This is a genomic window from Stenotrophomonas sp. (genome assembly GCF_032103445.1).
In the GTDB taxonomy this organism is placed as follows: Bacteria; Pseudomonadota; Gammaproteobacteria; order Xanthomonadales; family Xanthomonadaceae; genus Stenotrophomonas.
Window position 1 is genome coordinate 66,735 of record NZ_DAMDFR010000015.1, and the last position, 21,608, is coordinate 88,342.

General features: G+C 65.5%; 21 protein-coding genes. 5 read left to right on the plus strand and 16 right to left on the minus strand.

What is annotated here, in order from left to right:
- Positions 1-2 precede the first annotated feature (2 nt).
- The gene (locus RT551_RS08025; protein ID WP_313457229.1) at positions 3-1,001 is read left to right on the plus strand and encodes a bile acid:sodium symporter family protein; all 999 of its coding nucleotides are present in this window, start codon (positions 3-5) and stop codon (positions 999-1,001) included.
- Between the two features lie 219 nt (positions 1,002-1,220).
- Here RT551_RS08025 and RT551_RS08030 read toward each other — a convergent pair whose 3' ends face one another.
- From RT551_RS08030 to RT551_RS08050, 5 genes are all read right to left on the minus strand, one after another.
- Positions 1,221-2,045, minus strand: coding sequence for a calcium-binding protein (locus RT551_RS08030; protein ID WP_313457232.1), 825 nt, complete (start codon positions 2,043-2,045; stop codon positions 1,221-1,223).
- Between the two features lie 433 nt (positions 2,046-2,478).
- The gene (cyoE, locus tag RT551_RS08035; protein ID WP_313457234.1) at positions 2,479-3,366 is read right to left on the minus strand and encodes a heme o synthase; all 888 of its coding nucleotides are present in this window, start codon (positions 3,364-3,366) and stop codon (positions 2,479-2,481) included.
- A complete protein-coding gene (locus RT551_RS08040; protein ID WP_313457237.1) occupies positions 3,363-4,589 on the minus strand; it encodes a COX15/CtaA family protein in 1,227 nt (408 codons plus the stop codon). Before RT551_RS08040 ends, cyoE begins: the two co-directional genes overlap by 4 nt.
- A gap of 10 nt (positions 4,590-4,599) precedes the next feature.
- On the minus strand, positions 4,600-5,175 hold the full coding sequence (locus tag RT551_RS08045; protein ID WP_313457239.1) for a hypothetical protein: 576 nt from the start codon (positions 5,173-5,175) through the stop codon (positions 4,600-4,602).
- Between the two features lie 90 nt (positions 5,176-5,265).
- Positions 5,266-5,979, minus strand: coding sequence for an SURF1 family protein (locus tag RT551_RS08050; RefSeq protein WP_313457242.1), 714 nt, complete (start codon positions 5,977-5,979; stop codon positions 5,266-5,268).
- A gap of 57 nt (positions 5,980-6,036) precedes the next feature.
- Between RT551_RS08050 and RT551_RS08055 the strand changes: the two genes are divergently transcribed.
- The gene (locus tag RT551_RS08055) at positions 6,037-6,255 is read left to right on the plus strand and encodes a twin transmembrane helix small protein (protein WP_125360266.1); all 219 of its coding nucleotides are present in this window, start codon (positions 6,037-6,039) and stop codon (positions 6,253-6,255) included.
- Between the two features lie 16 nt (positions 6,256-6,271).
- On the opposite strand, the gene RT551_RS08060 is transcribed toward RT551_RS08055, so the two are convergent.
- From RT551_RS08060 to coxB, 5 genes are all read right to left on the minus strand, one after another.
- Complete coding sequence (locus RT551_RS08060; RefSeq protein ID WP_125360267.1) at positions 6,272-7,147, minus strand: cytochrome c oxidase subunit 3; 876 nt, start codon at positions 7,145-7,147, stop codon at positions 6,272-6,274.
- A 20-nt stretch (positions 7,148-7,167) separates the two neighbouring features.
- The gene (locus tag RT551_RS08065; protein WP_313457245.1) at positions 7,168-7,758 is read right to left on the minus strand and encodes a cytochrome c oxidase assembly protein; all 591 of its coding nucleotides are present in this window, start codon (positions 7,756-7,758) and stop codon (positions 7,168-7,170) included.
- Positions 7,755-7,889, minus strand: a complete 135-nt coding sequence (locus RT551_RS08070; protein ID WP_313457248.1) for a hypothetical protein — start codon at positions 7,887-7,889, stop codon at positions 7,755-7,757. Before RT551_RS08070 ends, RT551_RS08065 begins: the two co-directional genes overlap by 4 nt.
- 8 nt (positions 7,890-7,897) lie before the next feature.
- Positions 7,898-9,508: a cytochrome c oxidase subunit I gene (ctaD, locus tag RT551_RS08075; protein ID WP_313457251.1), complete on the minus strand. Its 1,611-nt coding sequence runs from the start codon at positions 9,506-9,508 to the stop codon at positions 7,898-7,900.
- 64 nt (positions 9,509-9,572) lie between these two features.
- Positions 9,573-10,496: a cytochrome c oxidase subunit II gene (gene coxB, locus RT551_RS08080; protein ID WP_313457254.1), complete on the minus strand. Its 924-nt coding sequence runs from the start codon at positions 10,494-10,496 to the stop codon at positions 9,573-9,575.
- A 361-nt stretch (positions 10,497-10,857) separates the two neighbouring features.
- Here coxB and putA point away from each other — a divergent pair, with 361 nt between their 5' ends.
- Positions 10,858-14,082, plus strand: a complete 3,225-nt coding sequence (gene putA / locus RT551_RS08085; protein WP_313457257.1) for a bifunctional proline dehydrogenase/L-glutamate gamma-semialdehyde dehydrogenase PutA — start codon at positions 10,858-10,860, stop codon at positions 14,080-14,082.
- 298 nt (positions 14,083-14,380) lie between these two features.
- Here the strand turns inward: putA and RT551_RS08090 are convergent, their stop codons facing one another.
- From RT551_RS08090 to RT551_RS08100, 3 genes are all read right to left on the minus strand, one after another.
- Positions 14,381-14,821 carry a hypothetical protein gene (locus RT551_RS08090; RefSeq protein WP_313457259.1) on the minus strand — a complete coding sequence of 147 codons (441 nt, stop codon included), beginning with the start codon at positions 14,819-14,821 and terminating at the stop codon, positions 14,381-14,383.
- A 281-nt stretch (positions 14,822-15,102) separates the two neighbouring features.
- Positions 15,103-15,678: a nicotinamide riboside transporter PnuC gene (gene pnuC / locus RT551_RS08095; RefSeq protein WP_313457260.1), complete on the minus strand. Its 576-nt coding sequence runs from the start codon at positions 15,676-15,678 to the stop codon at positions 15,103-15,105.
- 16 nt (positions 15,679-15,694) lie between these two features.
- Positions 15,695-16,342 (minus strand): hypothetical protein, encoded by a 648-nt coding sequence (locus RT551_RS08100; RefSeq protein ID WP_313457262.1) that lies wholly within the window; start codon positions 16,340-16,342, stop codon positions 15,695-15,697.
- Positions 16,343-16,446: 104 nt separating this feature from the next.
- Between RT551_RS08100 and RT551_RS08105 the strand changes: the two genes are divergently transcribed.
- Complete coding sequence (locus RT551_RS08105) at positions 16,447-17,175, plus strand: ThuA domain-containing protein (protein WP_313457264.1); 729 nt, start codon at positions 16,447-16,449, stop codon at positions 17,173-17,175.
- A gap of 85 nt (positions 17,176-17,260) precedes the next feature.
- Here the strand turns inward: RT551_RS08105 and RT551_RS08110 are convergent, their stop codons facing one another.
- Positions 17,261-18,604 carry an outer membrane protein transport protein gene (locus RT551_RS08110; protein ID WP_313457266.1) on the minus strand — a complete coding sequence of 448 codons (1,344 nt, stop codon included), beginning with the start codon at positions 18,602-18,604 and terminating at the stop codon, positions 17,261-17,263.
- Positions 18,605-18,832: 228 nt separating this feature from the next.
- Between RT551_RS08110 and RT551_RS08115 the strand changes: the two genes are divergently transcribed.
- Positions 18,833-19,525: a rhomboid family intramembrane serine protease gene (locus RT551_RS08115; RefSeq protein WP_313457268.1), complete on the plus strand. Its 693-nt coding sequence runs from the start codon at positions 18,833-18,835 to the stop codon at positions 19,523-19,525.
- Positions 19,526-19,676: 151 nt separating this feature from the next.
- Here RT551_RS08115 and RT551_RS08120 read toward each other — a convergent pair whose 3' ends face one another.
- Both RT551_RS08120 and RT551_RS08125 read right to left on the minus strand, forming a co-directional pair.
- Positions 19,677-21,062, minus strand: coding sequence for a S41 family peptidase (locus tag RT551_RS08120; RefSeq protein ID WP_313457270.1), 1,386 nt, complete (start codon positions 21,060-21,062; stop codon positions 19,677-19,679).
- Positions 21,063-21,134: 72 nt separating this feature from the next.
- A partial coding sequence (locus RT551_RS08125; RefSeq protein ID WP_313457273.1) for a peptidoglycan DD-metalloendopeptidase family protein occupies positions 21,135-21,608 on the minus strand: 474 nt, incomplete at its 5' end.

Below are 21,608 nucleotides of genomic sequence, written 5' to 3' on the forward strand. Positions count from 1 at the left end.
CGATGACGCATTGGTGGTCGCGCGTGCGACCGGACAACTTCACCCTGGCCCTGCTGTGCACGGTATTGCTGGCCTCGTTCCTGCCGATGCGCGGCGCTGCGGCGATGGTGCTGGATGACGTCACCGATGTGGCCATTGCCGCGTTGTTCTTCCTGCATGGCGCGCGCCTGCCGCGCGAATCGATCGTGGCGGGGTTGCTGCACTGGCGGCTGCACCTGACCATTCTGGCCTGCACCTTCTTGCTGTTCCCGCTGCTGGGGCTGGCCTTCAAGCCACTGCAAGGCTGGCTGCTGACCCCGGAGCTGTACATCGGCGTGCTGTTCCTGTGCACGCTGCCTTCGACCGTGCAGTCGTCGATTGCATTCACCTCGATGGCGGGCGGCAACGTGCCGGCGGCGGTGGTGAGTGCGTCACTGTCGAGCATTCTGGGCGTGTTCCTGACCCCGCTGCTGCTGGCCCTGCTGGCCGGTACCTCCGGCGGCATGCACAACCCCGGGCAGGCGATTGTGAGCATCATGCTGCAGCTGCTGGTGCCGTTCGTGGCCGGCCACCTGCTGCGGCCGTGGATTGCTGGCTGGGTGCAACGCCAGCGCGCGCTGCTGCGCTACACCGACCAGGCGACGATTCTGCTGGTGGTGTATTCCGCGTTTGGCGAAGCGGTGAATGAAGGCCTGTGGAGCAAGACGCCGCTGTTGTCGCTGCTGGGCGTGGCGCTGGTGGCCGCCGTGCTGCTGGGCGTGGCGATGCCGTTGATCACGTTGCTGGCGCGACGGATGGGCTTCAACCGCGCCGATGAGATCACCATTGTGTTCTGCGGTTCGAAGAAGAGCCTGGCGACTGGTGTGCCAATTGCCAAGGTGCTGTTCGCCGGCGGCAGCCTGGGTGCGATCGTGCTGCCGGTGATGATCTACCACCAGATCCAGTTGATTGTGTGCGCGGTGATTGCGAAGCGGTATGCGCGGACGGCACCGGCGCAGGACGCGGTACCGCCTGGGCGTTGACCGCTTCGACAACCGCTTTGGGGTGGGCTTTGGTAGAGGCGGTCGATAGGCGCCTGCCGATAACGGTGATCGGCGCTTTAACGCATGGACGCTGCCGGGTGGACGCCTCCGTTCAATGGTCATGCCCTACGGGGCGATGCGCCGTTATCGGCGGTCGACTGTCGTGCGACCCTACCGCGCCCAACCGTTCCAAACCGTCTCAATCCGTCGCCTGATCTATCACATGTTTCCGTCCAACAACCGGGCCACGGTGAAGCGCGGCAGGAATACCCACAGGTCGTAATCACGATCTGGATTGCTGTACGCCCTGGGCGATGCGGCGTCGCGAATGATCAGGTTGCGCGTACCGCACTTCCGGTATCCCATGCATGCCCAGAACTCGCCTCGTTGCGCTTCGATGCGCACGTTGTAGAGCGGCAGGTCGGTCAGAAGCGCGGTGGCCGGCGGGTAGTTGGTCAAGCCATAGCTCTCCCGACTGCCGTGGATGTTGCCCGTCAGCACGATCATTCGGCCGTTCTCCGGCAGCGACCGGAAGCCCGTCCGCAGGGATTTGGCCATGTCAGCATCGCGCGAACCAGGACCTTCCTCCCCTCTCGGATTGGCATCGAAGCCCACCACCGAGACGTCCCTGCCCTGCGCACGCAGCGCGCGTGCCGCCTCGATCAGGTCGAGCATGTCCTGGCTGCGGCGGCCGTCGTGGAGGTGGTCTTTGACGTTCCAGTAGGCCGAGGTGCGCAGGGCCTGCTTGGCCGCGGCGTCGCCGGTTGACGCCATGTAGGTGGCGAGTGCGGTGTTCTCTTGGGTCGGCAGTTCCAGTGCCAGCTGCACGGGGGTGTCATTGCCGGTGTAGTCCGTCAGCAACGCCTGCACCAGCAGTGGGGTTTCGCGGGTGCCGTGCAGTTCGCCGAGCACCAGCAGGCGGTGATCGCCCGCATGGGTACGGATCTGTTCGGCGGTGTCCTGGTACACGTCCGGCAAAGCGGCGTGGGAGAGGGAGGAAGCGAGAGCGAGGAGGAGTGCTGCGATCCAGCGTGTGCGGGTCATGCCGTTCGTTCCTTGGTCGGTCAGAAGAGCAATGGTGGCGAACGGAAGGGATGCAAGGGGTCCGGATGCACGGATGCACGGATGCACGGATGCACGGATGCGCGGGATGCGCGGGATGCGCGGGATGCGCGGGATGCGCGGGATGCGCGGGATGCGCGCGGCGATGATGGCATTGGTAGAGGCGGTCGATAGACGCCTGCCGATGATGGTGATCGGCGCATTGACGCATGGACCCTGCCGGGGGGTGCCTCCGTTCCGAGGTCATGCCCTATCGGGCGGTGCAGCGTTATCGGCGGTCGACTGTCGTGCGACCCTACCAAAGCAGCAAAGCGGACGGTGCAGGCCCCGAAGATCGCGCAGACCGCGCGCGTCCCGTGCATCGTTGCATCGCGCACGGCCTGTACATCGTGCGCACCGGGAGCGGCGCGCGGCATTACAACCAGGGCAGCATCCAGTGGTCGACCATCAGGAAGGCGAACAGCGCCATCAGGTAGACGATGGAATAGCCAAACATCTTCATCGAGAACAACTCATCCGGCGGGTTGAGCATGCGCCAGGCGTACCAGACGAAGACGGCGTTCAGCACCACGGCACCACCGAGGTAGAACAGGCCGCTCATGCCAACGACGACCGGCAGGATGGCGACAATCGCCAGCACGATCGAATACACCAGGATCGACTTGCGGGTGTACGCCACGCCGTGCGTCACCGGCAGCATCGGGATCTTGGCCTTGGCGTAATCCTCGCGGCGGAAGATGGCCAATGCCCAGAAATGCGGCGGGGTCCAGATGAAGATGATCAGCACCAGCAGCGAGGCATACACCCAGTCCATCGGGCCCTGCATGCCAGTGATCGCGGCCCAGCCGAGCATCGGTGGGGTGGCCCCGGCGAGGCCGCCGATGACGATGTTCTGCGAGGTGGCACGCTTGAGGTACACGGTGTAGATCACCGCATAGCCGATCAGCGAGGCGAAGGTCAGCACGGCGGTGATGACGTTCACCCACACCACCAGGATGGTCATCGACAGCACGATCAGCACGCTGGCAAACACCAGCACCTGCCACGGCTTGACCTTGCCCACCACCAGCGGGCGCCACGAGGTGCGCGCCATCTGCGCGTCGATCTGCGCATCCAGCAACTGGTTGATGGCAGCGGCGGCGGAAGCCGCCAGCCAGATGCCCAGGAAGCCGAGTGCGCCGGTCAGCGCCTGCTGCGCGGTCGGCAGGCCGGGAATGGCCAGGAACATGCCCACCAGTGCGGTGAACACGATCAGGGCGACGACCTTCGGTTTGGTCAGATCCCAGTACTGTCTCACGCTCATGGCGAAGTACCCGCCACAGTTTCGGTAGCGCCGACCGTTGGTCGGCCGCCTTCCGCGACGTCGCCCGGCGCACGCATCCGCGCCAGCAACGTCACCAGCACGAACAGCAGCGCCACCGCGCCACCGCTATGCGCCACGGCCACTTCCAGCGGCAGCGCCAGTTTCACGTTCAGGATGCCCAGGGTGATCTGCAGCACCACCAGCACGCCCAGGGCCGTCGCCGAGCCGCGCATGCTGGGCAGGCGGAACAGACGGAACGAGAGCCACAGCAGGTACACGGCGACGATCACCGCGAACATGCGGTGCGCCATCTGGATGGCGATACGCGAGGCTCCGTCGAGGACGCCCCCTTCGTAATCCACACCGATGCCGCGCCACAGGGTGAAGCCTTCCTGGAAGTTGTGCGGCGGCCACCACTGGCTGACGCAGCGCGGGAAGTTGTCCAGCGAGGCGCTGCCACCGCCGCAGGCGAGCGCGGCGTAGTTGGCGCTGACCCAGCCGCCGAGGGCGATCTGCACTACCAGCACGGCCACGCCGACGCGCAGCAGGTTCTTCAGGGTGGGCGCTTCAACCAGGGTGATCGGCATATGCGTGGCACGCCACGCCATCCACACCAGCAGCCCGAACATCAGCATGCCGCCGAGCAGATGGCCCATCACCACGATCGGTTTGAGCAGCAGGGTGACCGTCCACATACCAAGCAGCGCCTGGAAGATCACCACCGCCAGCGTGAGCAGCGCCGCGCGTGAGAGGTCGATGTTGTTCCAGCGCAGCGCGGCGATCAGCAGGATCACCTCGCCGAGCACGGCGATGATGCTGGCGGGTACGTGGTGGCCCATCATGTACAAGGGAATGCCGGCGGCCACCAGCACGCAGGCGGTGACCACGGCGGTGCTGCCCCAGCGGCGGCGGCGGGTGGCCAGCAGGGCCAGGGTGAGGATCTCGATGCCGAGGGCGCCGGCCAGGAAGCGGTGCACCTGCTCGCGCCAGGCCTTGTGGGTTTCCAGCGGGCGGATCTGGGTGGCGACATGGTCGGCCACCTCAGCGGCATGCTGCGGCCACGTAACGCGGCCATAGCAGGTCGGCCAGTCCGGGCAGCTCAGACCCGCATCAGACAGGCGCACGAAGGACCCGAACATGATGGTGCTGGCCGTCATGATCAGGGCGAACCACGCCAGACGGTGGAAATTACGGTGCAGCGCCGGGCGCGCGGTGGGGTTCATCAAACGGAACTCACTTCAGTTTCAACAGCGTGGCCATGTCCTTGCGCAGACCGGCCAGTTCGAATCCCGGCGCATACCGCATGAGCACGAACCCGTTCGGGTCGACCACATACACAGGCGTGCCGGTGGCATCGTCCACACCCGGCAACACGGCGCGCAGCTCCGGCTGGGGCTGCAGCGCGCGCAGGGCGGGCAGGCCCTGGACCTCGGCCGGCGGCGTACCCAGCCACAGGATCTCGACATTATCGGCCCTATGCCCGAACAGCTGCCACACCTTGGCCAAGTCCTGCGACAAAGTGACGCACTCGGCGGCGCAGCCAGGGGCCGGGGCGACGAGGATGCGCCAGACCTGGGAATCGGACTTCCACGGGTAGGGCTGGCCGCTGGCGAGGGTGGGCGGCAGCGCGCGTACATCCAGGTGCGGTTCGATCATCTGCCCGGTGTTGCGGTGGGCAGTGGGTTGCCAGCCGGAGAAGCGCAGCAGCCCGGCCAGCGCCGTGGCCCCGAAGAACAGGCCGAACAGGGCGACCAGGGTCCAGCGGCCGCGGTTGCGGGCTTTGAGCTGTTCCGGGGTGATGGCATTCATGGGCGGGATTTTCGCATGTTGAGGGGGAATGGGAGGGGATGGGTGGGTGGTTCGGGGTGGTCGCGAAGAGCCAGCCGGGCAAGCCCGGCTCTACGGGTCACGGCGTTGGCGACGCCACTCGAGCACAAGCGCCACCACCAATACGGTCAGGGCCAGCCCGAACCACTGCACGGCGTACCCCAGGTGCCGACTCGGCGGCATGGTGTTGGGCAGCAGCTCCAGGTCACGGGCATATCCACCCGGCAAGGCCGGATCCAGTCGCAATACGGAATGAGGCAAGACCTCCAGCTTCAGCGCCGCCGCCACCTCCTGCGGCGGCATCCGGCTGGCCAGCCAGACCCCCGGCTGCTTGGCAGCGGTCATCGCTGGACCCACCGCCAACCCCGGCGCAGGCGGCGGAGCCAGCAGACCGGCCAGCCGGGCCGGCCCCTCGCGCGGCGTAATGACGGGCAGCGTCCGATCCGCCGGCATCGGCAACCAGCCCAGATCCACCAGCACCACCGCGCCGCTGTCGCTGCGGAACGGCTGATACACCTTCAGCCCGGCGCGCCCGTCCCGCATCTGGTTGTCCAGCAGCACGGTGCCGGGCAGGAACTGCCCATGGTCCTCCACCCACCGCAGCTGCGGCGGCGCAGCCAAGGCGGCCCCCAAAGCCAGGGTCTGCGCACGGGCGGGTACGTCCTGATCCAGCAGCGCCTGCTTCTGCTCCATCCGCTGCAGCTGCCAGCGGCCCAGCAGGCAGAACACCCCAATGGTGAGGACGGCGGCCACCCAGCCGATCAGGCGCGTGTGCTGGCGCATCATGACAATCGGCCGCAAACGCGGTGAACTACGTCAACCCGCCCTGCCCTCGAGCCGCGCATGAATGATTCGTTGAAGACCCTGCTGGTAATCGCGTTTCTGATCGTCATCGTCTGGAATCTGGGCGCAGGGCTGTACTACCTGCTGGTGGACCGGGGCCAGACCAAGCGCACCGTCAATGCACTCACCCGCCGCATTGCCCTGTCGGTGGCACTGATCGCGCTGGTGGCGATCGGCATCTACACCGGCTGGATCAAGCCGCACGGGATCGGCGGCTGATCCTTCCGCCCCTGCGCTACAGCACGTAGACGAACAGGAACAGCATCAGCCAGACCACGTCGACGAAGTGCCAGTACCACGCGGCGGCTTCAAAGCCGAAATGGTTGTCGCGGGTGAAGTGCCCCTTGGCCGCGCGCAGCCACATCACTGCCAGCATGATGGTGCCCATCAGCACGTGCGCACCGTGGAAACCGGTGAGCATGAAGAACGTGGAGCCGTAGATGCCCGACCCCAGGGTCAGGTTCAGTTCCTTGTAGGCGTGGATGTATTCCTCGGCCTGCAGGGTAAGGAAGAACGCGCCGAGCGCGATGGTGATGCCCAGCCACACCAGCAGCTGGCGGCGATGGCCGGCCTTGAGCGCGTGGTGGGCGATGGTCAGGGTGACGCCGGAGGTGAGCAGGATAAGCGTGTTGATCAGCGGCAGGCCCCAGGCCGGAATGGTCTGGAAGTGGCCGCCGATGCCGGCCGGGCCGTTGGTCGGCCACGCGGCCGAGTACCCGTCCCAAAGCAGTTCGTTGGTCATCACCCCGTCGCCCTCGCCGCCCAGCCACGCAAGGCCGAGGGTGCGGGTGTAGAACAGCGCGCCGAAGAAGGCCCCGAAGAACATCACTTCGGAGAAGATGAACCACACCATGCCCATGCGGAACGAGCCGTCCACCTGGCGGTTGTAGTGCCCGGCCTGCGATTCGCGCACCACGTCGCTGAACCACCAGAACAGGGTCAGCACCAGCATCGCCAGGCCAACATAGAAGGTCCACTTGCCCCAGCCGGCGTCGTTGAGCCAGCTGGCCACGCCGACCATGGTCACCATCATCGCAATGGAGCCGATGAAGGGCCACTTGCTGTGGGTGGGTACGAAGTACACGTTGGCGTCGGGACTGTGCTGGGCCATGGTCGGTATCCGTAAGACGGTCAGGGCGCGGAACGGGCAGTGGCCGGCGGCGGGGCCGCGACCAGCTGCGCGCTCAGCGCATCGTTCTTGTAGAAGGTGTAGGACAGGGTGATGGTGGTCACGTTGGCCGGAAGATCCGGGTCGACGATGAAACGCACCGGCATGTCGCGCTTTTCACCGGCCTGCAGGGTCTGGGCGGTGAAGCAGAAGCATTCGGTCTTGCTGAAGTAGCCGGAGGCCTTGGCCGGTGCCACGGACGGCACCGCACTGCCCACCAGCGCGTGGTCACTGTCGTTGCGGGCGAAGTACAGCGCTTCGTTGAGCTCGCCCGGCACCACATCCATGCTCAGCTGTTCGGGATGGAACGCCCACGGCAGGTGCGAATTGACGCCGCCGTCGAACTCCACCCGCACGGTGCGCTGCTTGCCGACGGCAGTGCCGGCCAGTTCACTGCCAGGCCCCCGCTCGAGGCGCACACCGAAGATCTTCTCGCAGGCAATGCGGTACAGCGGCACCAGCGAAAACGTCAGCACGAACACCGCCACCACCACCGCGATCAGGCGCGGCAGTCCGGCGGTGGGTGACACCTTGGCGGGCTGCACCTCGCTCACCGCCCGATTACCCCGCTGAGGATGAAGCCGAGGTACACCGCCACGGCCACCGCACCGACCACAAGGGCGGTACGACGGGCGCGGCGGCGGCGCAGGGCCAGGTCATCGAAACTGGAAGGCGTGGTGTTCATCGGCAACCTCAATGCGTCACGTCATCATGGGCCAGATCACCCGGACGGACGACCGGCGGCACGGTGAAGGTATGCGCCGGAGCCGGTGACGGCACCGTCCATTCCAGTCCGCGCGCACCTTCCCAGGAACGGCCCGCCGCCTTTTCGCCATTGCGCAACGAGGCGATCAGAATCGCCGCCATCATGAACGGGGTGACGAACATGCCGAACGCGCCGATCGAGCTGATCAGGTTCCAGTCGGCGAAGGCGACGCTGTAATCGGGAATGCGGCGCGGCATGCCCGCCAAGCCGAGGAAGTGCTGCGGGAAGAACAGCAGGTTGACGAACACAATGGTCCACCAGAAGTGCACCTGGGCCCACTTCTCGCTGTACATCCGCCCGGTCCATTTCGGCCACCAGTAATACACGGCGGCGATCAGCGCGAACACCGCGCCGGTGACCAGCACGTAGTGGAAGTGCGCAACCACGAAGTAGGTGTCGTGGTACTGGAAGTCGGCGACCACGATGGCCAGCATCAGCCCGGAGAAGCCACCGATGGTGAACAGAATGACGAAGGCGACCGACCACAGCATCGGCGCTTCAAAGGTAAGCGACCCGCGCCACATGGTGCTGACCCAGTTGAACACCTTCACCCCGGTGGGAATGGAGATGAGCATGGTGGCGAACATGAAGTAGATTTCACCGCCGCGCGGCATGCCCACGGTGAACATGTGGTGGGCCCAGACGATGAACGAGAGGAAGGCGATGGCGGCAATGGCGTAGACCATGGCCTGGTAGCCGAACAGCGGCTTGCGGCTGAAGGTGGGAATGATCTCGCTGACCACGCCGAAGGCGGGCAGGATCATGATGTACACCTCAGGGTGACCGAAGAACCAGAAGATGTGCTGGAACATCACCGGGTCACCGCCACCGGCGGCATTGAAGAAGCTGGTGCCGAAGAACTTGTCGGTGAGCAGCATGGTCACCGCACCGGCCAGCACCGGCATCACTGCAATCAGCAGGAAGGCGGTGATCAGCCAGGCCCAGCAGAAAATCGGCATCTTCAGCAGGTCGATGCCGGGCGCGCGCATGTTGAGCACGGTGGCGATGATGTTGATCGCGCCCATGATTGAACTGATGCCGGCGACGTGGATGGCGAACACGGTGAAGGCGACGTTGTAGCCGCCCTGCAGCGACAGTGGCGGGTACAACGTCCAACCACCGGCCGGTGCGCCGCCGGGCAGCAGGAAGGTCATCAGCAGCAGGCTGAAGGCCACCGGCAGCAACCAGAACGACCAGTTGTTCATGCGCGGCAGGGCCATGTCGGGCGCGCCGATCTGCAGCGGCACCATCCAGTTGGCAAGGCCGACGAAGGCCGGCATGACGCCGCCGAAGATCATCACCAGCGCATGCACGGTGGTGAGCTGGTTGAAGGTTTCCGGCTTGACGAACTGCAGCCCGGGCTGCATCAGCTCGGCGCGGATGATGACGCTCATCGCCGCGCCGATGATGAACATGATGAAGCTGAAAATCAGATACAGGGTGCCGATGTCCTTGTGGTTGGTCGAGAACAACCAACGCTCGAAGAAGCCCTGTTGATGACCGTGATGCCCGTCGTGATCAACTGCGGTATGCGCCATTGCCACTACACCTCATTGGTTCCGCTGGTAGCGACGCGCGCCGAACGGCGCGCGCGATGGGAAGTCAGACTTTTTCCGGAGCCGGTGCCGGAGCCGGCGCTTCTGCGGGCGCTGGTGCTTCGGCCGGCGCTGCCGGTGCTGCCGCTGGCGCGGGTTCTGCTGCCTTCGGCCGCTTCTCCGCCAACCACTTCTGGAAGTCTTCTTTGGACACCGCTTCCACCACGATCGGCATGAACCCATGGTCCTTGCCGCACAACTCCGCGCACTGCCCGCGATACACGCCGACCTGCTCGATGTTGGTCCAGGCATCGTTGATGAAGCCGGGAATGGCATCCTGCTTCCAGCCCAGCGCGGGCACCCACCAGGAATGGATCACGTCATCGGAGGTGATGACGAAGCGCACCTTGGTGTCGACAGGCAGCACCAGCCGGTTGTCCACGTCGAGCAGGTAATGCGGATGGCTGTTGCGGTCCGGCACCTGCCCGCTCTGGCGAACGCGGTCCGATTCGCGGTCCAGGCGGCTGGTGAAAGCGACGTCCTCGCCCAGGTATTCGTATTTCCACATCCACTGGTAACCGGTGACCTTGACGGTCATTTCCGACCCGCGCATGTCATAGAACTTGAGCAGGTTGGCCGTGGCCGGCCACGCCATCACCACCAGGATCAGCACTGGAATGACGGTCCAGATGATCTCGGCCTTGGTGTTGTGGCTGAAGGTGGCGGCAACCGCCCCCTTGGACTTGCGGAATTTGAAGATGGCGTAGCCCATCGCGCCGAAGACCAGCACGCCGATGATGGTGCATACCCACAGGGAAAACATGTTGGATTCCCAGGCCAGCCGCGAGCTCTGGGTAACCCCCTTGCCCATGTTCAGCTGCCACGGCTTGGGGTCGGCCGACTGGGCCAACGCCAATACCGGAGTGCTCAACGCGCCCCCGAACCCCACTGCCTTTGCAAACGTCGTACCCCACTTTCTGCGTTGCTTCATTGCCTAGACCCTTAGCGTCGTCGGTTGCAGCCATCGCTGGCCGCGAGCAAGCCTTCTGGACGTCGGGTGCAGGCAATGCCTCCACACGCGCCGGTATCGAGCGCCCGTGGGGGACGCGTCTCGATGGTAGCCCTGCTCTCGCGCGAGCCGCAAGGGTCCATTCACATTTTCAGCAATGTTGCAACACAGCATGAGCTCGGCAGCCGTTTTGCCGAATTCAGCACAGTTCTTGACGGACTGTCGGAATCGGCCAAATCCCCCTCTATCAAAGGCTATGCGGCGGATGGGACGGGGCCTGGGGGAGATGTTGAAACGCGCAAAAAACGCATAAAATGGTCAAGTTCTCCACGAGCCTTCCGGCATGACCGCACCTTCCGCCCATCCCCCCGCAGCGGCCGCCGCTGCTGCTTCCCGCCCGGCCCTGCTCAGCCCCGAGCTGCCGCCCGTGCCCAACCCGTTCCGCCAGGCGATCACCGATGCCTGGATGAAGGATGAGGCCAGTCACGTCACCGAGCTGCTCGCCCAGGCGCGTCTGCCGGCCGACGAGCAGGCCCAGGTGCAGGCCACCGCCGCCGACCTGGTGGCACGGGTGCGCGTGCGCGCCAAGGACCAGGGTGCAATTGAAGCCTTCATGCGCCAGTACGACCTGGGCAGCGAGGAAGGCGTGCTGCTGATGTGCGTGGCCGAAGCACTGCTGCGCATTCCGGACCAGGACACCGCCGACAAGCTCATTCGCGACAAGCTGGGCGAGGCCGACTGGAAGAAGCACCTGGGCGGCAGCGATTCGGTGCTGGTCAATGCCTCCACCTGGGGCCTGATGCTCACCGGCCACATCGTCAACATCAATGACGCCACCCGCGCCGACGTGCCGGGCGCGTTCGCGCGCCTGATGGGCCGCGTCGGTGAGCCGGTGGTGCGTCTGGCCGTGCGCCAGGCAATGAAGATCATGGGCCATCAGTTCGTGATGGGCCGCACCATCGACGAAGCGCTGTCGCGCTCGCACAAGGGTGACAACGCCAGCTACCGCTATTCGTTCGACATGCTGGGCGAAGGCGCGCTGACCATGAAGGACGCCAAGCGTTACCTGGAAGACTACCGCCGCGCGATCCACTCCATCGGTGGCGACCACAAGGCCCGTGGCGGCCGTCCGGACGGCGACGTGAACTCGGCCCCGGGCATCTCGATCAAGCTGTCGGCGCTGTACCCGCGCTACGAGCACGCCAAGCGCGCGCGCGTGATGGCCGACCTGGTGCCTGGCGTGCTGGAACTGGCGCAGCTGGCCAAGTCGTACGGCATTGGCTGCACGGTGGACGCCGAGGAAACCGACCGCCTGGAACTGTCGCTGGACATCATTGAAGCGGTGGTCAGCGACGCCTCGCTGGTGGGCTGGGAAGGTTTCGGCGTGGTGGTGCAGGCGTATCAGAAGCGCACCCCGTACACGATCGACTACCTGGCCGACCTGGCTCGCCGCATTGGCCGCCGCCTGCAGGTGCGTCTGGTCAAGGGCGCGTACTGGGACGCGGAGATCAAGCGCGCGCAGATCGACGGTCTGCCGGCCTACCCGGTGTTCACCCGCAAGCAGAACACCGACGTGTCGTACCTGGCGTGCGCGAAGCGGCTGTTCACCCACGCCGATGCGATCTACCCGATGTTCGCCACCCACAACGCGCACACCATCGCGGCGGTGAAGGCGATTGCCAAGGGTGGCCAGTACGAGCACCAGAAGCTGCACGGCATGGGCGACGACCTGTACGCCGAAGTGGTGCCGGCCAACCGCCTGAACGTGCCGTGCCGCGTGTACGCGCCGGTGGGCTCGCATGAGGACCTGCTGCCGTACCTGGTGCGCCGCCTGCTGGAAAACGGCGCAAACTCGAGCTTCGTCAACCGCATCACCGACGAAGACGTGGCCATTGACGACCTGATCCGCGATCCGGTTGAAGCCGTGTCTTCGTTCGATTCCATTCCGCACCCGAAAATCCCGCTGCCGGTTGACCTGCTGCGCAGCCAGAACCACGACAGGAAGAACTCCATGGGCGTCAATCTCGCCAACGACAACGATCTGCGCGCTCTGGCCGAGCAGCTCAACGCGGCGGTGAAGCCGTGGCAGGCAGCGCCGCTGGTGCCGGGCGCACAGCCGACCGGTGCACAGATCAACGTGATCAACCCGGCCGACAACCGCCAGGTGGTGGGCCAGTGGCAGGCCGCCGACAGCGCGACGGTGGAGAAGGCGCTGGTGAACGCGGTGGCGGCACAGCCGCAGTGGAACCGCACGCCGGCCGCAAGCCGCGCGGCGATTCTGGAACACGCGGCCGACCAGCTGGAAGCGCGCCTGCCGGAATTCATGGCGCTGTGCGTGAAGGAAGCGGGCAAGAGCCTGCCGGACAGCATCGCTGAAGTGCGCGAGGCGGTGGACTTCCTGCGTTACTACGCCAAGCAGGCGCGCGAGCAGTTCGGCCATGCCGAGAAGCTGCCGAGCCCGACCGGCGAATCGAACGAGCTGCAGCTGCATGGCCGTGGCGTGTTCGTGTGCATCAGCCCGTGGAACTTCCCGCTGGCGATCTTCCTGGGCCAGGTCGCCGCGGCACTGGCCGCCGGTAACAGCGTGATTGCCAAGCCGGCGGAGCAGACCAACCTGATTGGCTACTACGCGGTGAAGCTGCTGCTGGACGCGGGCGTGCCGGAAGGCGTGGTGCAGTTCCTGCCGGGCGATGGCGCAACGGTGGGTGCGGCGCTGACCGCCGACCCGCGCGTGGCGGGCGTGGCGTTCACCGGTTCGACCGACACGGCGCGTGCGATCAACCGTGCAATGGCGGCGCGTGATGCGGCCATTGGCGTGCTGATTGCGGAAACCGGCGGCCAGAATGCGTTCATTGCGGACTCGTCGGCGCTGCCGGAACAGCTGGTGAAGGATGCGATCGGTTCGGCGTTCACCTCGGCGGGCCAGCGCTGCTCGGCAGCACGCGTGCTGTTCGTGCAGGACGACATTGCCGACAAGGTGATGACGATGCTGGCGGGCGCGATGGCGGAGCTGAAGATTGGCGATCCGGGTCTGCTGTCGACCGACGTGGGTCCGGTGATCGATGCGGACGCGCTGCAGATCCTGCGCGACCACACGGTGCGGATGGAGAAGGAAGCACGCCTGATTGCGGCAGCAGAGCTGAGCGAAGCGGCGGCACACGGCACGTTCTTCGCGCCGCGCGCGTACGAGCTGAAGAGCCTGGACCAGCTGCACAAGGAGATCTTCGGACCGGTGCTGCACGTAATCCGCTGGAAGGGCGATCAGCTGGATGCGGTGATTGACCAGATCAACGCCACGGGTTATGGCCTGACGCTGGGTGTGCATTCGCGCATTGATGAAACGGTTGACCGCATCTCGTCGCGGGTGAACGTGGGCAACGTGTACGTGAACCGCAACCAGATTGGTGCGGTGGTGGGCGTGCAGCCGTTCGGCGGCCAGGGCCTGTCGGGCACGGGCCCGAAGGCCGGCGGCCCGCACTACCTGCTGCGCTTTGCCACCGAAAAGACCGTGACGGTGAACACCACGGCTGCCGGCGGCAACGCATCGCTGCTGACACTGGGCGACTGATCGCACGCACCATTCCCCGATCGACAGCCCTGTTGATCGGGGACACGTAGAGCCGGGCTTGCCCCGCTGCTGTCGGATTCGTGCGAACAGCCTTCGGTTCACGGCCTTCCTGGTTTGGCGGGCCGGGATGGGTTTGCGGGACACGCCGTAAACCCATCCATGGGGGCTCGTAGAAAACATCCATGTTTTCTACGGTCCCGCAAACCCACCCCGCCCCACCTTCGACAGGTGATCGGCGGCCACGGGAAATCAAAATCAAACCCCACGCTTCGGCGTTGGCCGCGATCAACCGCTGCCGCTACAACTTCGCCACGAACGCATCCACATCCCCACCCTCGCACTTCCAATGTGCGAACACTCCCACCAGGTCACACCTGCGGCAGCGGCACCCAATGTACAGCCAGCGCACATCGTTGCTGTCGGCATACAACGCGACACCGGACGTGATGCCGAATCGCTCTTCGTCGCAGACGCAGATGTGGTTGTCGAGTTCGGCACCTTCGATGTAATCGGCGCTGTCACCCATCAGAACTTCGGTTCTGCATTCGGCGCAGATGCGCTTTGCGACACCTTCTACTTCGTCGGTGAGGAGCAGGAAATCCGTGCTCCCGCAGGGGCAGGTGGCGGGTTGGAAGCGGGTGGCTATGTAGGTGTTGAAGGTGCTGTAACTGGCAACTTCGTCGGCGATGTCGGCGTCTTCGGTGCCGTAGTAGTAATCGCCTTTCTTGGTGATGGGCATGGGCTTCCTTTCTTGGCCGGGGTGTTGCTTCGTCTGGTTTCGCTGCGTTACCGGGCGTTGATGGGTTCAGTGCGGTCGTCTTTCGACCGACCCTACCAAAGCACACCACAGCACAACACATCATGCGGCTCCTGCGCGTCGGAGGCATTCCGTGGATGGCGTGGATCGGTGGGCATCCGATTGTCATGGCGCGCCATGAACCGGTAGCGTCGGTCGACAGACGACGACCGTGGAATTGCCCACACCCGGTAGCGCATGACCCCGGATCGAAACCGCGGCCTTTACCGAACGACCATCAACTTGCGCCAATGCCGGTACGCCACCAACGCATTGATCCAGAACCCGACATACAGAATCGACGTCAGATGCAGCCCCCGGCTGTAATACAGCGGCACGGCAATGCTGTTCACCAGCAACCACACCCACCACGATTCCAGCTTGCGCCGCATCATCAGGAACTGGGCGATGACGCTGAGCACCAGCACGGCGGAGTCCACAAACGGGGCATAGGCATCGGTCAGCCGATGCAGCATCCAGCCATACCCGAACGTGCCCAGTACGGCCACGGGCACCAGCCACACCCAGGCGCGCGGACGCACCCGGGTGATGGGCAGCGGCGCACCGTGGTCGCCGCGCAGCCACTGCCACCAGCCGAGCACGCTGATGGCGATGAAGAAGAACTGCAGCACCATGTCGGCGTACAGGTGGTTGTGCTCGAACACCAGGGCGAACAACGCGCAACCGACGATCCCCATCCACCAGGTGTGGACGTTGTTGCGTCCGGCCAGCAGGATCGAGCCTGCGACCATGACGTTGGCCGCGATTTCCAGCTGGAAGTTGGGGTCGGCGAGGTTCATGCGCGCAGAACGGTCCTTACTCGTTGACGATGCTGCTGATCTCGTCGCTCATCAGCAGGCTGTCGCCACTGTAGCGCTTGAACTTGATGCGGCCAAAGCCGGGCGCGTACCAAGCCTCGGCACGGCCGTCTTCAAAGGTCGTGGTGAGGTGGCAGGTGTTGGTGAAGGTGCGCGGCTTGAAGTCGATCTCGACTTCGAGGTCTTCATAGCCCACGAAGGTGTAGTCGGAGAAACCGTCGAACTCGAGATCGGTGACGGTGTCTTCCGCGTGGTTCGTGCGCTCACCCTTGCCGGTCACGGTGAAACGCTCGCCGGGCTTGGCGGTGGCGGGGAAGGTCGGCGCGGGATCAAAGGTGTCGGTCATCACCGGTGCGGCGGCGTCGCCGCCCCAGGCGGCAATGCCGTAGCGGATCTGGGCGAGCAGCTGGCGGCCGCTGCGGTCGTGCACGGTAGCGCTGCTGACGCCACCACCGGAGGTGGTCACGGCCAGTGCGGACTCGCCGGCCACGGTGGCCTCGCTGATGGACAGGGTTTCACTGCCGTTGGACCAGGACACGCCCGGGGTCAGGGTGAAGCAGGCAGCGAAGTCACCGGCGGCGAAGGCCGGGGCAGCGAGCGCGGACAGGCTCAGGGCCAGGGTGGTGCGAAGCAGAACAGACGACATGCGGTTTCCTTGTCATGAAGCATCGAGCGGTCCGTGCGCCGCGCGCGGGTAAGGCCGGGCGCACGGTGAGGGGCGATTGTACGCGGCTGTGGCATGATCGGCCCATGCGCCCGAATGTCCTGCCTCTGCTGCTGGCCATGTGCCTGACCGTCGTGCCTGCGGCCAGCGCCGCGCCGACCGAACGCGTACTGGTGTTCACCCATACGGCGAAGTTCCGCCACGATTCCATCCCCACTGCGGTGAGTACGCTGCGCCTGCTGGCCGGGCGCGAGCGCATGGTGGTGGACCAGAGCGAGAACCCGGCGGACTTCAACGCGGCGAACCTGGCGCGCTACAAGGTGATCGTGTTCGCCAATACCACCGGGGATGTGCTCGATGCGGAGCAACAGGCGGCGATGGAGGGCTTCATCCGCGCCGGCGGCGGCTTTGTCGGTGTGCATTCGGCGGCGGATACCGAGTACGACTGGTCGTGGTACGCACGGCTGGTTGGTGCGTACTTCCGCAATCATCCGGAGGGGCTGCAGTTCAGCCGGGTGCAGCCGGAGCGCGATGGCAAGCCGGTGGGCACGTTCTGGCCGGTGCGCGATGAGCTGTACAACTACCGCAGCAACCCGCGTGGAACGGTGCAGGTGATTGCGACGGTGGATGAGCGCATGTACCAGGGCGGGACGATGGGGGATGACCACCCGATTGCGTGGTGCCATGCGTTTGATGGCGGGCGCAGCTGGTACACCGGGCTGGGGCACGACACGGCGGTTTACCGGAACCGGGATTTCCAGGCGCACCTGCGGCAGGGGTTGTTGTATGCGGCGGGGCGGAGTGGTGAATGTTGAGAGTGGGTCGATGACACGCATGGCGTGTCAGTACGCAACAAAAAAGGCCCCGCGTTAGCGGGGCCTTTTTTCCAGCTCAGTTCAATTAGAACTTGTACTGGAACGAAGCGGCCAGCACGTCGCCACGGACCTTGTACTTGCCCTGCAGCGAGTTGCCCTGGTTGTTGGTGGTGCCGCCGATGTTCACGTTCGGGTCGCTGGTGAACAGGTGGGTGTAACCGAAGTTGTATTCGGTGTTGGCCGACGGGGTCCAGCCCACACCGAACGACAGCCACTTGCGGCTGGTGTCCGGCACGCGCACGTCGCGGTGGGCGTCGGTGGTCGGGGTCTGGTCGTAGGCCACACCGGCGCGCAGGGTGACGGTGTCGTTCAGCTTGTAGTCGCCACCGATCGAAGCGAAAGTGGTGTCACGGTAGCTGAAGTCCAGCACCGAATCCGGCTGGGCCGAACCGTAGTCGATGGTGACGCTGTCAAACGCGGTCGACCACGCGGTGCGGGTGACGTCGGCCATCATGGTGAAGCGGTCGGTGAAGTTGTGGGTGACGCTGATCGTGGCCGAAGCCGGCAGGGTCACGGTGGTCTTGCCCGAGGTGGTCACGAAGCGGCCCGGCTGAGCCACGGCCAGAACCTGTGCAGCCGCCGGCGGCACGTCGAAGGTGGCGTCGCCGCCGGTGATCTTGTGCTCGACCTTGGAACGGTAGCTGATACCAATGTGGGTGTCGTCGTTCGGGCTGAACAGGCCGCCCACGGTCCAACCCACCGCGTTGTTGTCGCCTTCCATGGTCAGCTTGCCGTCGGCGCTGCCCGGGGCGAAGCCCGGAACGCGGGACTGGGCCAGCGCGGTGCCGAAGTCGATGTTGTTGCTCAGTTCGATGGTCAGGTGCTCAACGAACACCGAAGCGCCGAACGACACGTACGGGTTGACGTCATACGACGCAGCAAAGCCCAGGTCGATGGCCTTCAGGTCGGTCTTCAGGCCGCTGTAGCGACCCACCCAACCGTTGTCGTAATCGGTCTTGAAGCCGAACGGTGCGGTCAGCGAGACGCCGAAGTGGGCCTTTTCGCCGATCGGCATGTGGAAGTATGCGGCCGGAACCGGGGCGATCATGCCGGCGTCGCCGCCGTCACCGCCGGTCTGCGGCTGGCCGGTCGGCTTGCGGCCGGTGCCTTCGAATTCGGCCTTGAAGCTGATGGCGCTGAGGTCACCCTGGACCAGGGTGCCGTCCAGCTGGCGCATGCCGGCCGGGTTGACGGCGATGATCGAGGCGTCGCCGGCGGCGCTGCCGGAACCGGCAAAGGCGCGGCCGAGGCCCTTGGCGCTGTTTTCCTTCAGCTGGAAGGCGGCGGCGTGAACGTGGCCAACGGCCAGGGCACCGGCGATGCCGACGGCCAGGGCGGTGACGCGGGCAAGCGTGGAAGCGGTTTGCATCGTTTTTACTCTCCGGATTTGCGGTGATGTTTGGCAACGCGCGCCTGCACGCTTTCCCACCCGCAAAGGCCGGAAAACATGCGCCGGAGTCCCCTCCCGACATACGACGCCGTATGCGAGTATACCCAGACCGGTTAATGAAACAATAACGCGATAGGCGTATTCGGCCATTCAGCCTGAACGCCTCCTTACCCCGCTCAGACCTGCTCCGGGTTAGGCTGCACCACCATGTTCGTCTCCCTGCCCTCCCGCCGAAAAACCGCCCTGCGCTGGGCCACGCCGCTGCTTTTCACGGCGCTGTGGCTGGCGTTCCTGTGGTCGATTTCGCGGCCGGGCGACGCCCGCCGCAGCCTGTGGCTGGACTGGGGTGCCCTGTCCACCGGGCTGACCCATCCACAGGACTGGTGGGCGACGCTGCAGGACGGCAGCGTGCTGCGCTTGTTCACCGCCTTGTTCCTGCACGCGGACTGGTCACACCTGCTGGGCAACCTGGTGTTCCTGTTGATCTTCGGGCTGCCGGCCGAGCGGGTACTGGGGCCGTGGCGGCTGATCCTGTTGTTCCTGGTGGGCGGGGCGATCTCGAACCTGACCGCCATTTACACCATGGGTAATCCGGACCAGATCATCATCGGGGCCAGTGGCGCGGTGTCGGCGCTGATTGGTGCCTACCTGGCGCTGTTCCCGGGGGCGCGCCTGGGCGTGGTGATCCCGCTGGGGCTGTTCCTGGAGTTCGTGCGTGCGCCGGCCTACCTGCTGATCGGGGTGTGGGCGGCGCTGCAGGTGGTGTTCGCCTACATCGGCCCGAGCTTCGGCATGGTGGCCTGGTGGGCGCACATTGCCGGGTTTGCGTTCGGGCTGATGTATGGGGTGTATGTGCGCGCGGCGATTGCGCGGCGATTGCGCAAACGCCACGGGTTTTGAACCGGTAGCGCCGGCCGTTGGCCGGCCCACGGGGTGATTCCGACGTTCACGAGGGCCGGCCAACGATATGCCCGCCGTCCTGGCGGGCACCCTTCGGGCCGTCGCTGCGTGACGTTGAGAACGGCTCCTGCCGTTCTCTTCGGCGCTACCGTCAGGGTTTCGGAGCGGGTTTGGTTTCTGCGGCGGGTTTGGGTTCCGACGCCGGCTTCTTCGCCGCATCCGCCTTCTGCTTCGCCGCCACCGAGCCCGGCTGCTTCAGCTCCGCCAGCGCATCATTGATCGGACCATCGCCCGGCAGCACATCGCCGGCGGTATAGCCTTCCCCGCCCTCATCATCACCGCGCAGGTGACCCGGCAGGGTGGCTTCGCTGTAGTCGGTGAGGCTGGCCGGCAAATCGTCGTCGCCCTCCTGCTTCTCCGGCAGCAGCACCACGTCGGGCACGATGCCGGTGGCCTGGATCGACTTGCCGCTGGGGGTGTAATAGCGCGCGGTGGTGAGCTTGACCGAATCGCCGTTGTCCAGCGGCAGCACGGTCTGCACCGAGCCCTTGCCGAAGGTGCGGCTGCCGATCACGCGCGCACGGCCGTTGTCGCGCAGTGCACCGGCCAGCACTTCCGACGCGCTGGCTGAGCCGGCGTCGGTCAGCACCACCACCGGTGCGCCGTTGAGCAGATCGCCCGGGGTGGCATCGAAACGCGCGTCGCTGATCGAGATGCGGCCGCGGGTACTGACGATGTTGCCCTTCTCCAGCAGGTCATCGGCCACCTGCACGGCGGCGGTAAGCAGGCCACCGGGGTTGCTGCGCAGATCCAGCACCAGGCCCTTGAGCTGGCCGCCGGCCGGTTTCTGCAGCTGCGCCACGTGCTTCTGGAAATCGGCACCGGTATCAGCCTGGAAGGTGCTCAGGCGCACATAGCCATAGCCGGGTTCGAGCATGCGGCTGCGCACGCTGGTCACGCGGATGGTCTGGCGGGTGATCGGCACATCGAACGGCTTGGCCTTGCCTTCGCGGACGATGGTCAGCACGACCTTGGAACCGGCCTTGCCGCGCAGCGGCTCGGTGGCTTCAATGGCGCTGATCGGCTTGCCGTCGATGGCGATGATGAGGTCGCCGGCAAGAATGCCGGCCTTCGATGCCGGGGTGTCATCGATCGGCGCGATCACCTTCAGGCTGCTGTTGTCGGGCTGCTGCTGCAGTTCGACCCCAATGCCTTCGTAGGCACCCTCGGCCTGTTCGTCGAAGGCTTCGGCGTCTTCCTTGTCGAAATAGGTGCTGTGCGGATCCAGGTCCAGCAGCAGGCCGCGGATGGCCGACTGCATCAGCTTCTTGTCATCCACCGGGTCCACGTAGGCGGCCCGCACCGCGTTGTACACGCCGACGTAGCGGCGGATCTCTTCCAGTGGCACGCGCGAGGTCACCGCCTCTTCGCTGTTGGCTGCGTCACTGTCGCTCTGGGCGGCCGGTGCGGTCTGCTGTGCCCAGGACAGCGCCGGCAGCAGGGCCAGCAGCAAGGTGGCGGAACGGGCTACGCGCATGAAGCACTCCAGGGTGTGCGGGGAAACATCGTCCCGATTATGCGCGAAGCAGGGGTAAATTCCCGTTGAACGTCAGCGTCGCTGCAGCCACGAGGTGGGATCGACCGGCTGGCCGTTGCGACGCAGTTCAAAGTACAGCGCAGTGACGCCCTGGCCGCCGGAATTGCCGACCTTGGCCACCGCATCGCCCTTCTTCACCGCAGAACCGGCATCGCGCAGCAGGGTGTCGTTGTGCGCGTACAGGCTCATGTAGCCGTTGCCATGGTCGACGATGAGGATCATGCCGTAGCCGGTCATCCAGTCGGAGAACACCACGGTGCCATCGGCCACGGCGGTGACCGTGCTGCCGGCGTTGGCCCCGATCAGCACGCCACTGCTGGTGCGGCCATCAGGCAGCTTGCCGCCATAACGGGCGAGCAGGTTGCCCGACAACGGCCAGCCCAGCCCGCCGACCTTCGGGGCCGGCGCGGAGGCCACCTGCGGCGGCACCTTGGTGGCACGCGGCGGCGGCTTGGTCCCGCTGGCCGCAGCGGCACGCTCGGCCTT

Excerpts from the sequence above, each read along its gene's own strand:
- RT551_RS08060 (WP_125360267.1), bottom strand. The coding sequence starts at position 7,147 with ATGGCCCAGCACAGTCCCGACGCCAACGTGTACTTCGTACCCACCCAC.
- RT551_RS08030 (WP_313457232.1), bottom strand. The coding sequence starts at position 2,045 with ATGACCCGCACACGCTGGATCGCAGCACTCCTCCTCGCTCTCGCTTCC.
- RT551_RS08045 (WP_313457239.1), bottom strand. The coding sequence starts at position 5,175 with ATGAATGCCATCACCCCGGAACAGCTCAAAGCCCGCAACCGCGGCCGC.
- RT551_RS08100 (WP_313457262.1), bottom strand. The coding sequence starts at position 16,342 with ATGTCGTCTGTTCTGCTTCGCACCACCCTGGCCCTGAGCCTGTCCGCG.
- RT551_RS08055 (WP_125360266.1), top strand. The coding sequence starts at position 6,037 with ATGAATGATTCGTTGAAGACCCTGCTGGTAATCGCGTTTCTGATCGTC.
- RT551_RS08025 (WP_313457229.1), top strand. The coding sequence starts at position 3 with ATGACGCATTGGTGGTCGCGCGTGCGACCGGACAACTTCACCCTGGCC.
- RT551_RS08105 (WP_313457264.1), top strand. The coding sequence starts at position 16,447 with ATGCGCCCGAATGTCCTGCCTCTGCTGCTGGCCATGTGCCTGACCGTC.
- RT551_RS08050 (WP_313457242.1), bottom strand. The coding sequence starts at position 5,979 with ATGATGCGCCAGCACACGCGCCTGATCGGCTGGGTGGCCGCCGTCCTC.
- RT551_RS08040 (WP_313457237.1), bottom strand. The coding sequence starts at position 4,589 with ATGAACCCCACCGCGCGCCCGGCGCTGCACCGTAATTTCCACCGTCTG.
- cyoE (WP_313457234.1), bottom strand. The coding sequence starts at position 3,366 with ATGAGCGTGAGACAGTACTGGGATCTGACCAAACCGAAGGTCGTCGCC.
- putA (WP_313457257.1), top strand. The coding sequence starts at position 10,858 with ATGACCGCACCTTCCGCCCATCCCCCCGCAGCGGCCGCCGCTGCTGCT.
- RT551_RS08115 (WP_313457268.1), top strand. The coding sequence starts at position 18,833 with ATGTTCGTCTCCCTGCCCTCCCGCCGAAAAACCGCCCTGCGCTGGGCC.
- coxB (WP_313457254.1), bottom strand. The coding sequence starts at position 10,496 with ATGAAGCAACGCAGAAAGTGGGGTACGACGTTTGCAAAGGCAGTGGGG.
- RT551_RS08120 (WP_313457270.1), bottom strand. The coding sequence starts at position 21,062 with ATGCGCGTAGCCCGTTCCGCCACCTTGCTGCTGGCCCTGCTGCCGGCG.
- RT551_RS08070 (WP_313457248.1), bottom strand. The coding sequence starts at position 7,889 with ATGAACACCACGCCTTCCAGTTTCGATGACCTGGCCCTGCGCCGCCGC.
- RT551_RS08110 (WP_313457266.1), bottom strand. The coding sequence starts at position 18,604 with ATGCAAACCGCTTCCACGCTTGCCCGCGTCACCGCCCTGGCCGTCGGC.
- pnuC (WP_313457260.1), bottom strand. The coding sequence starts at position 15,678 with ATGAACCTCGCCGACCCCAACTTCCAGCTGGAAATCGCGGCCAACGTC.
- ctaD (WP_313457251.1), bottom strand. The coding sequence starts at position 9,508 with ATGGCGCATACCGCAGTTGATCACGACGGGCATCACGGTCATCAACAG.
- RT551_RS08090 (WP_313457259.1), bottom strand. The coding sequence starts at position 14,821 with ATGCCCATCACCAAGAAAGGCGATTACTACTACGGCACCGAAGACGCC.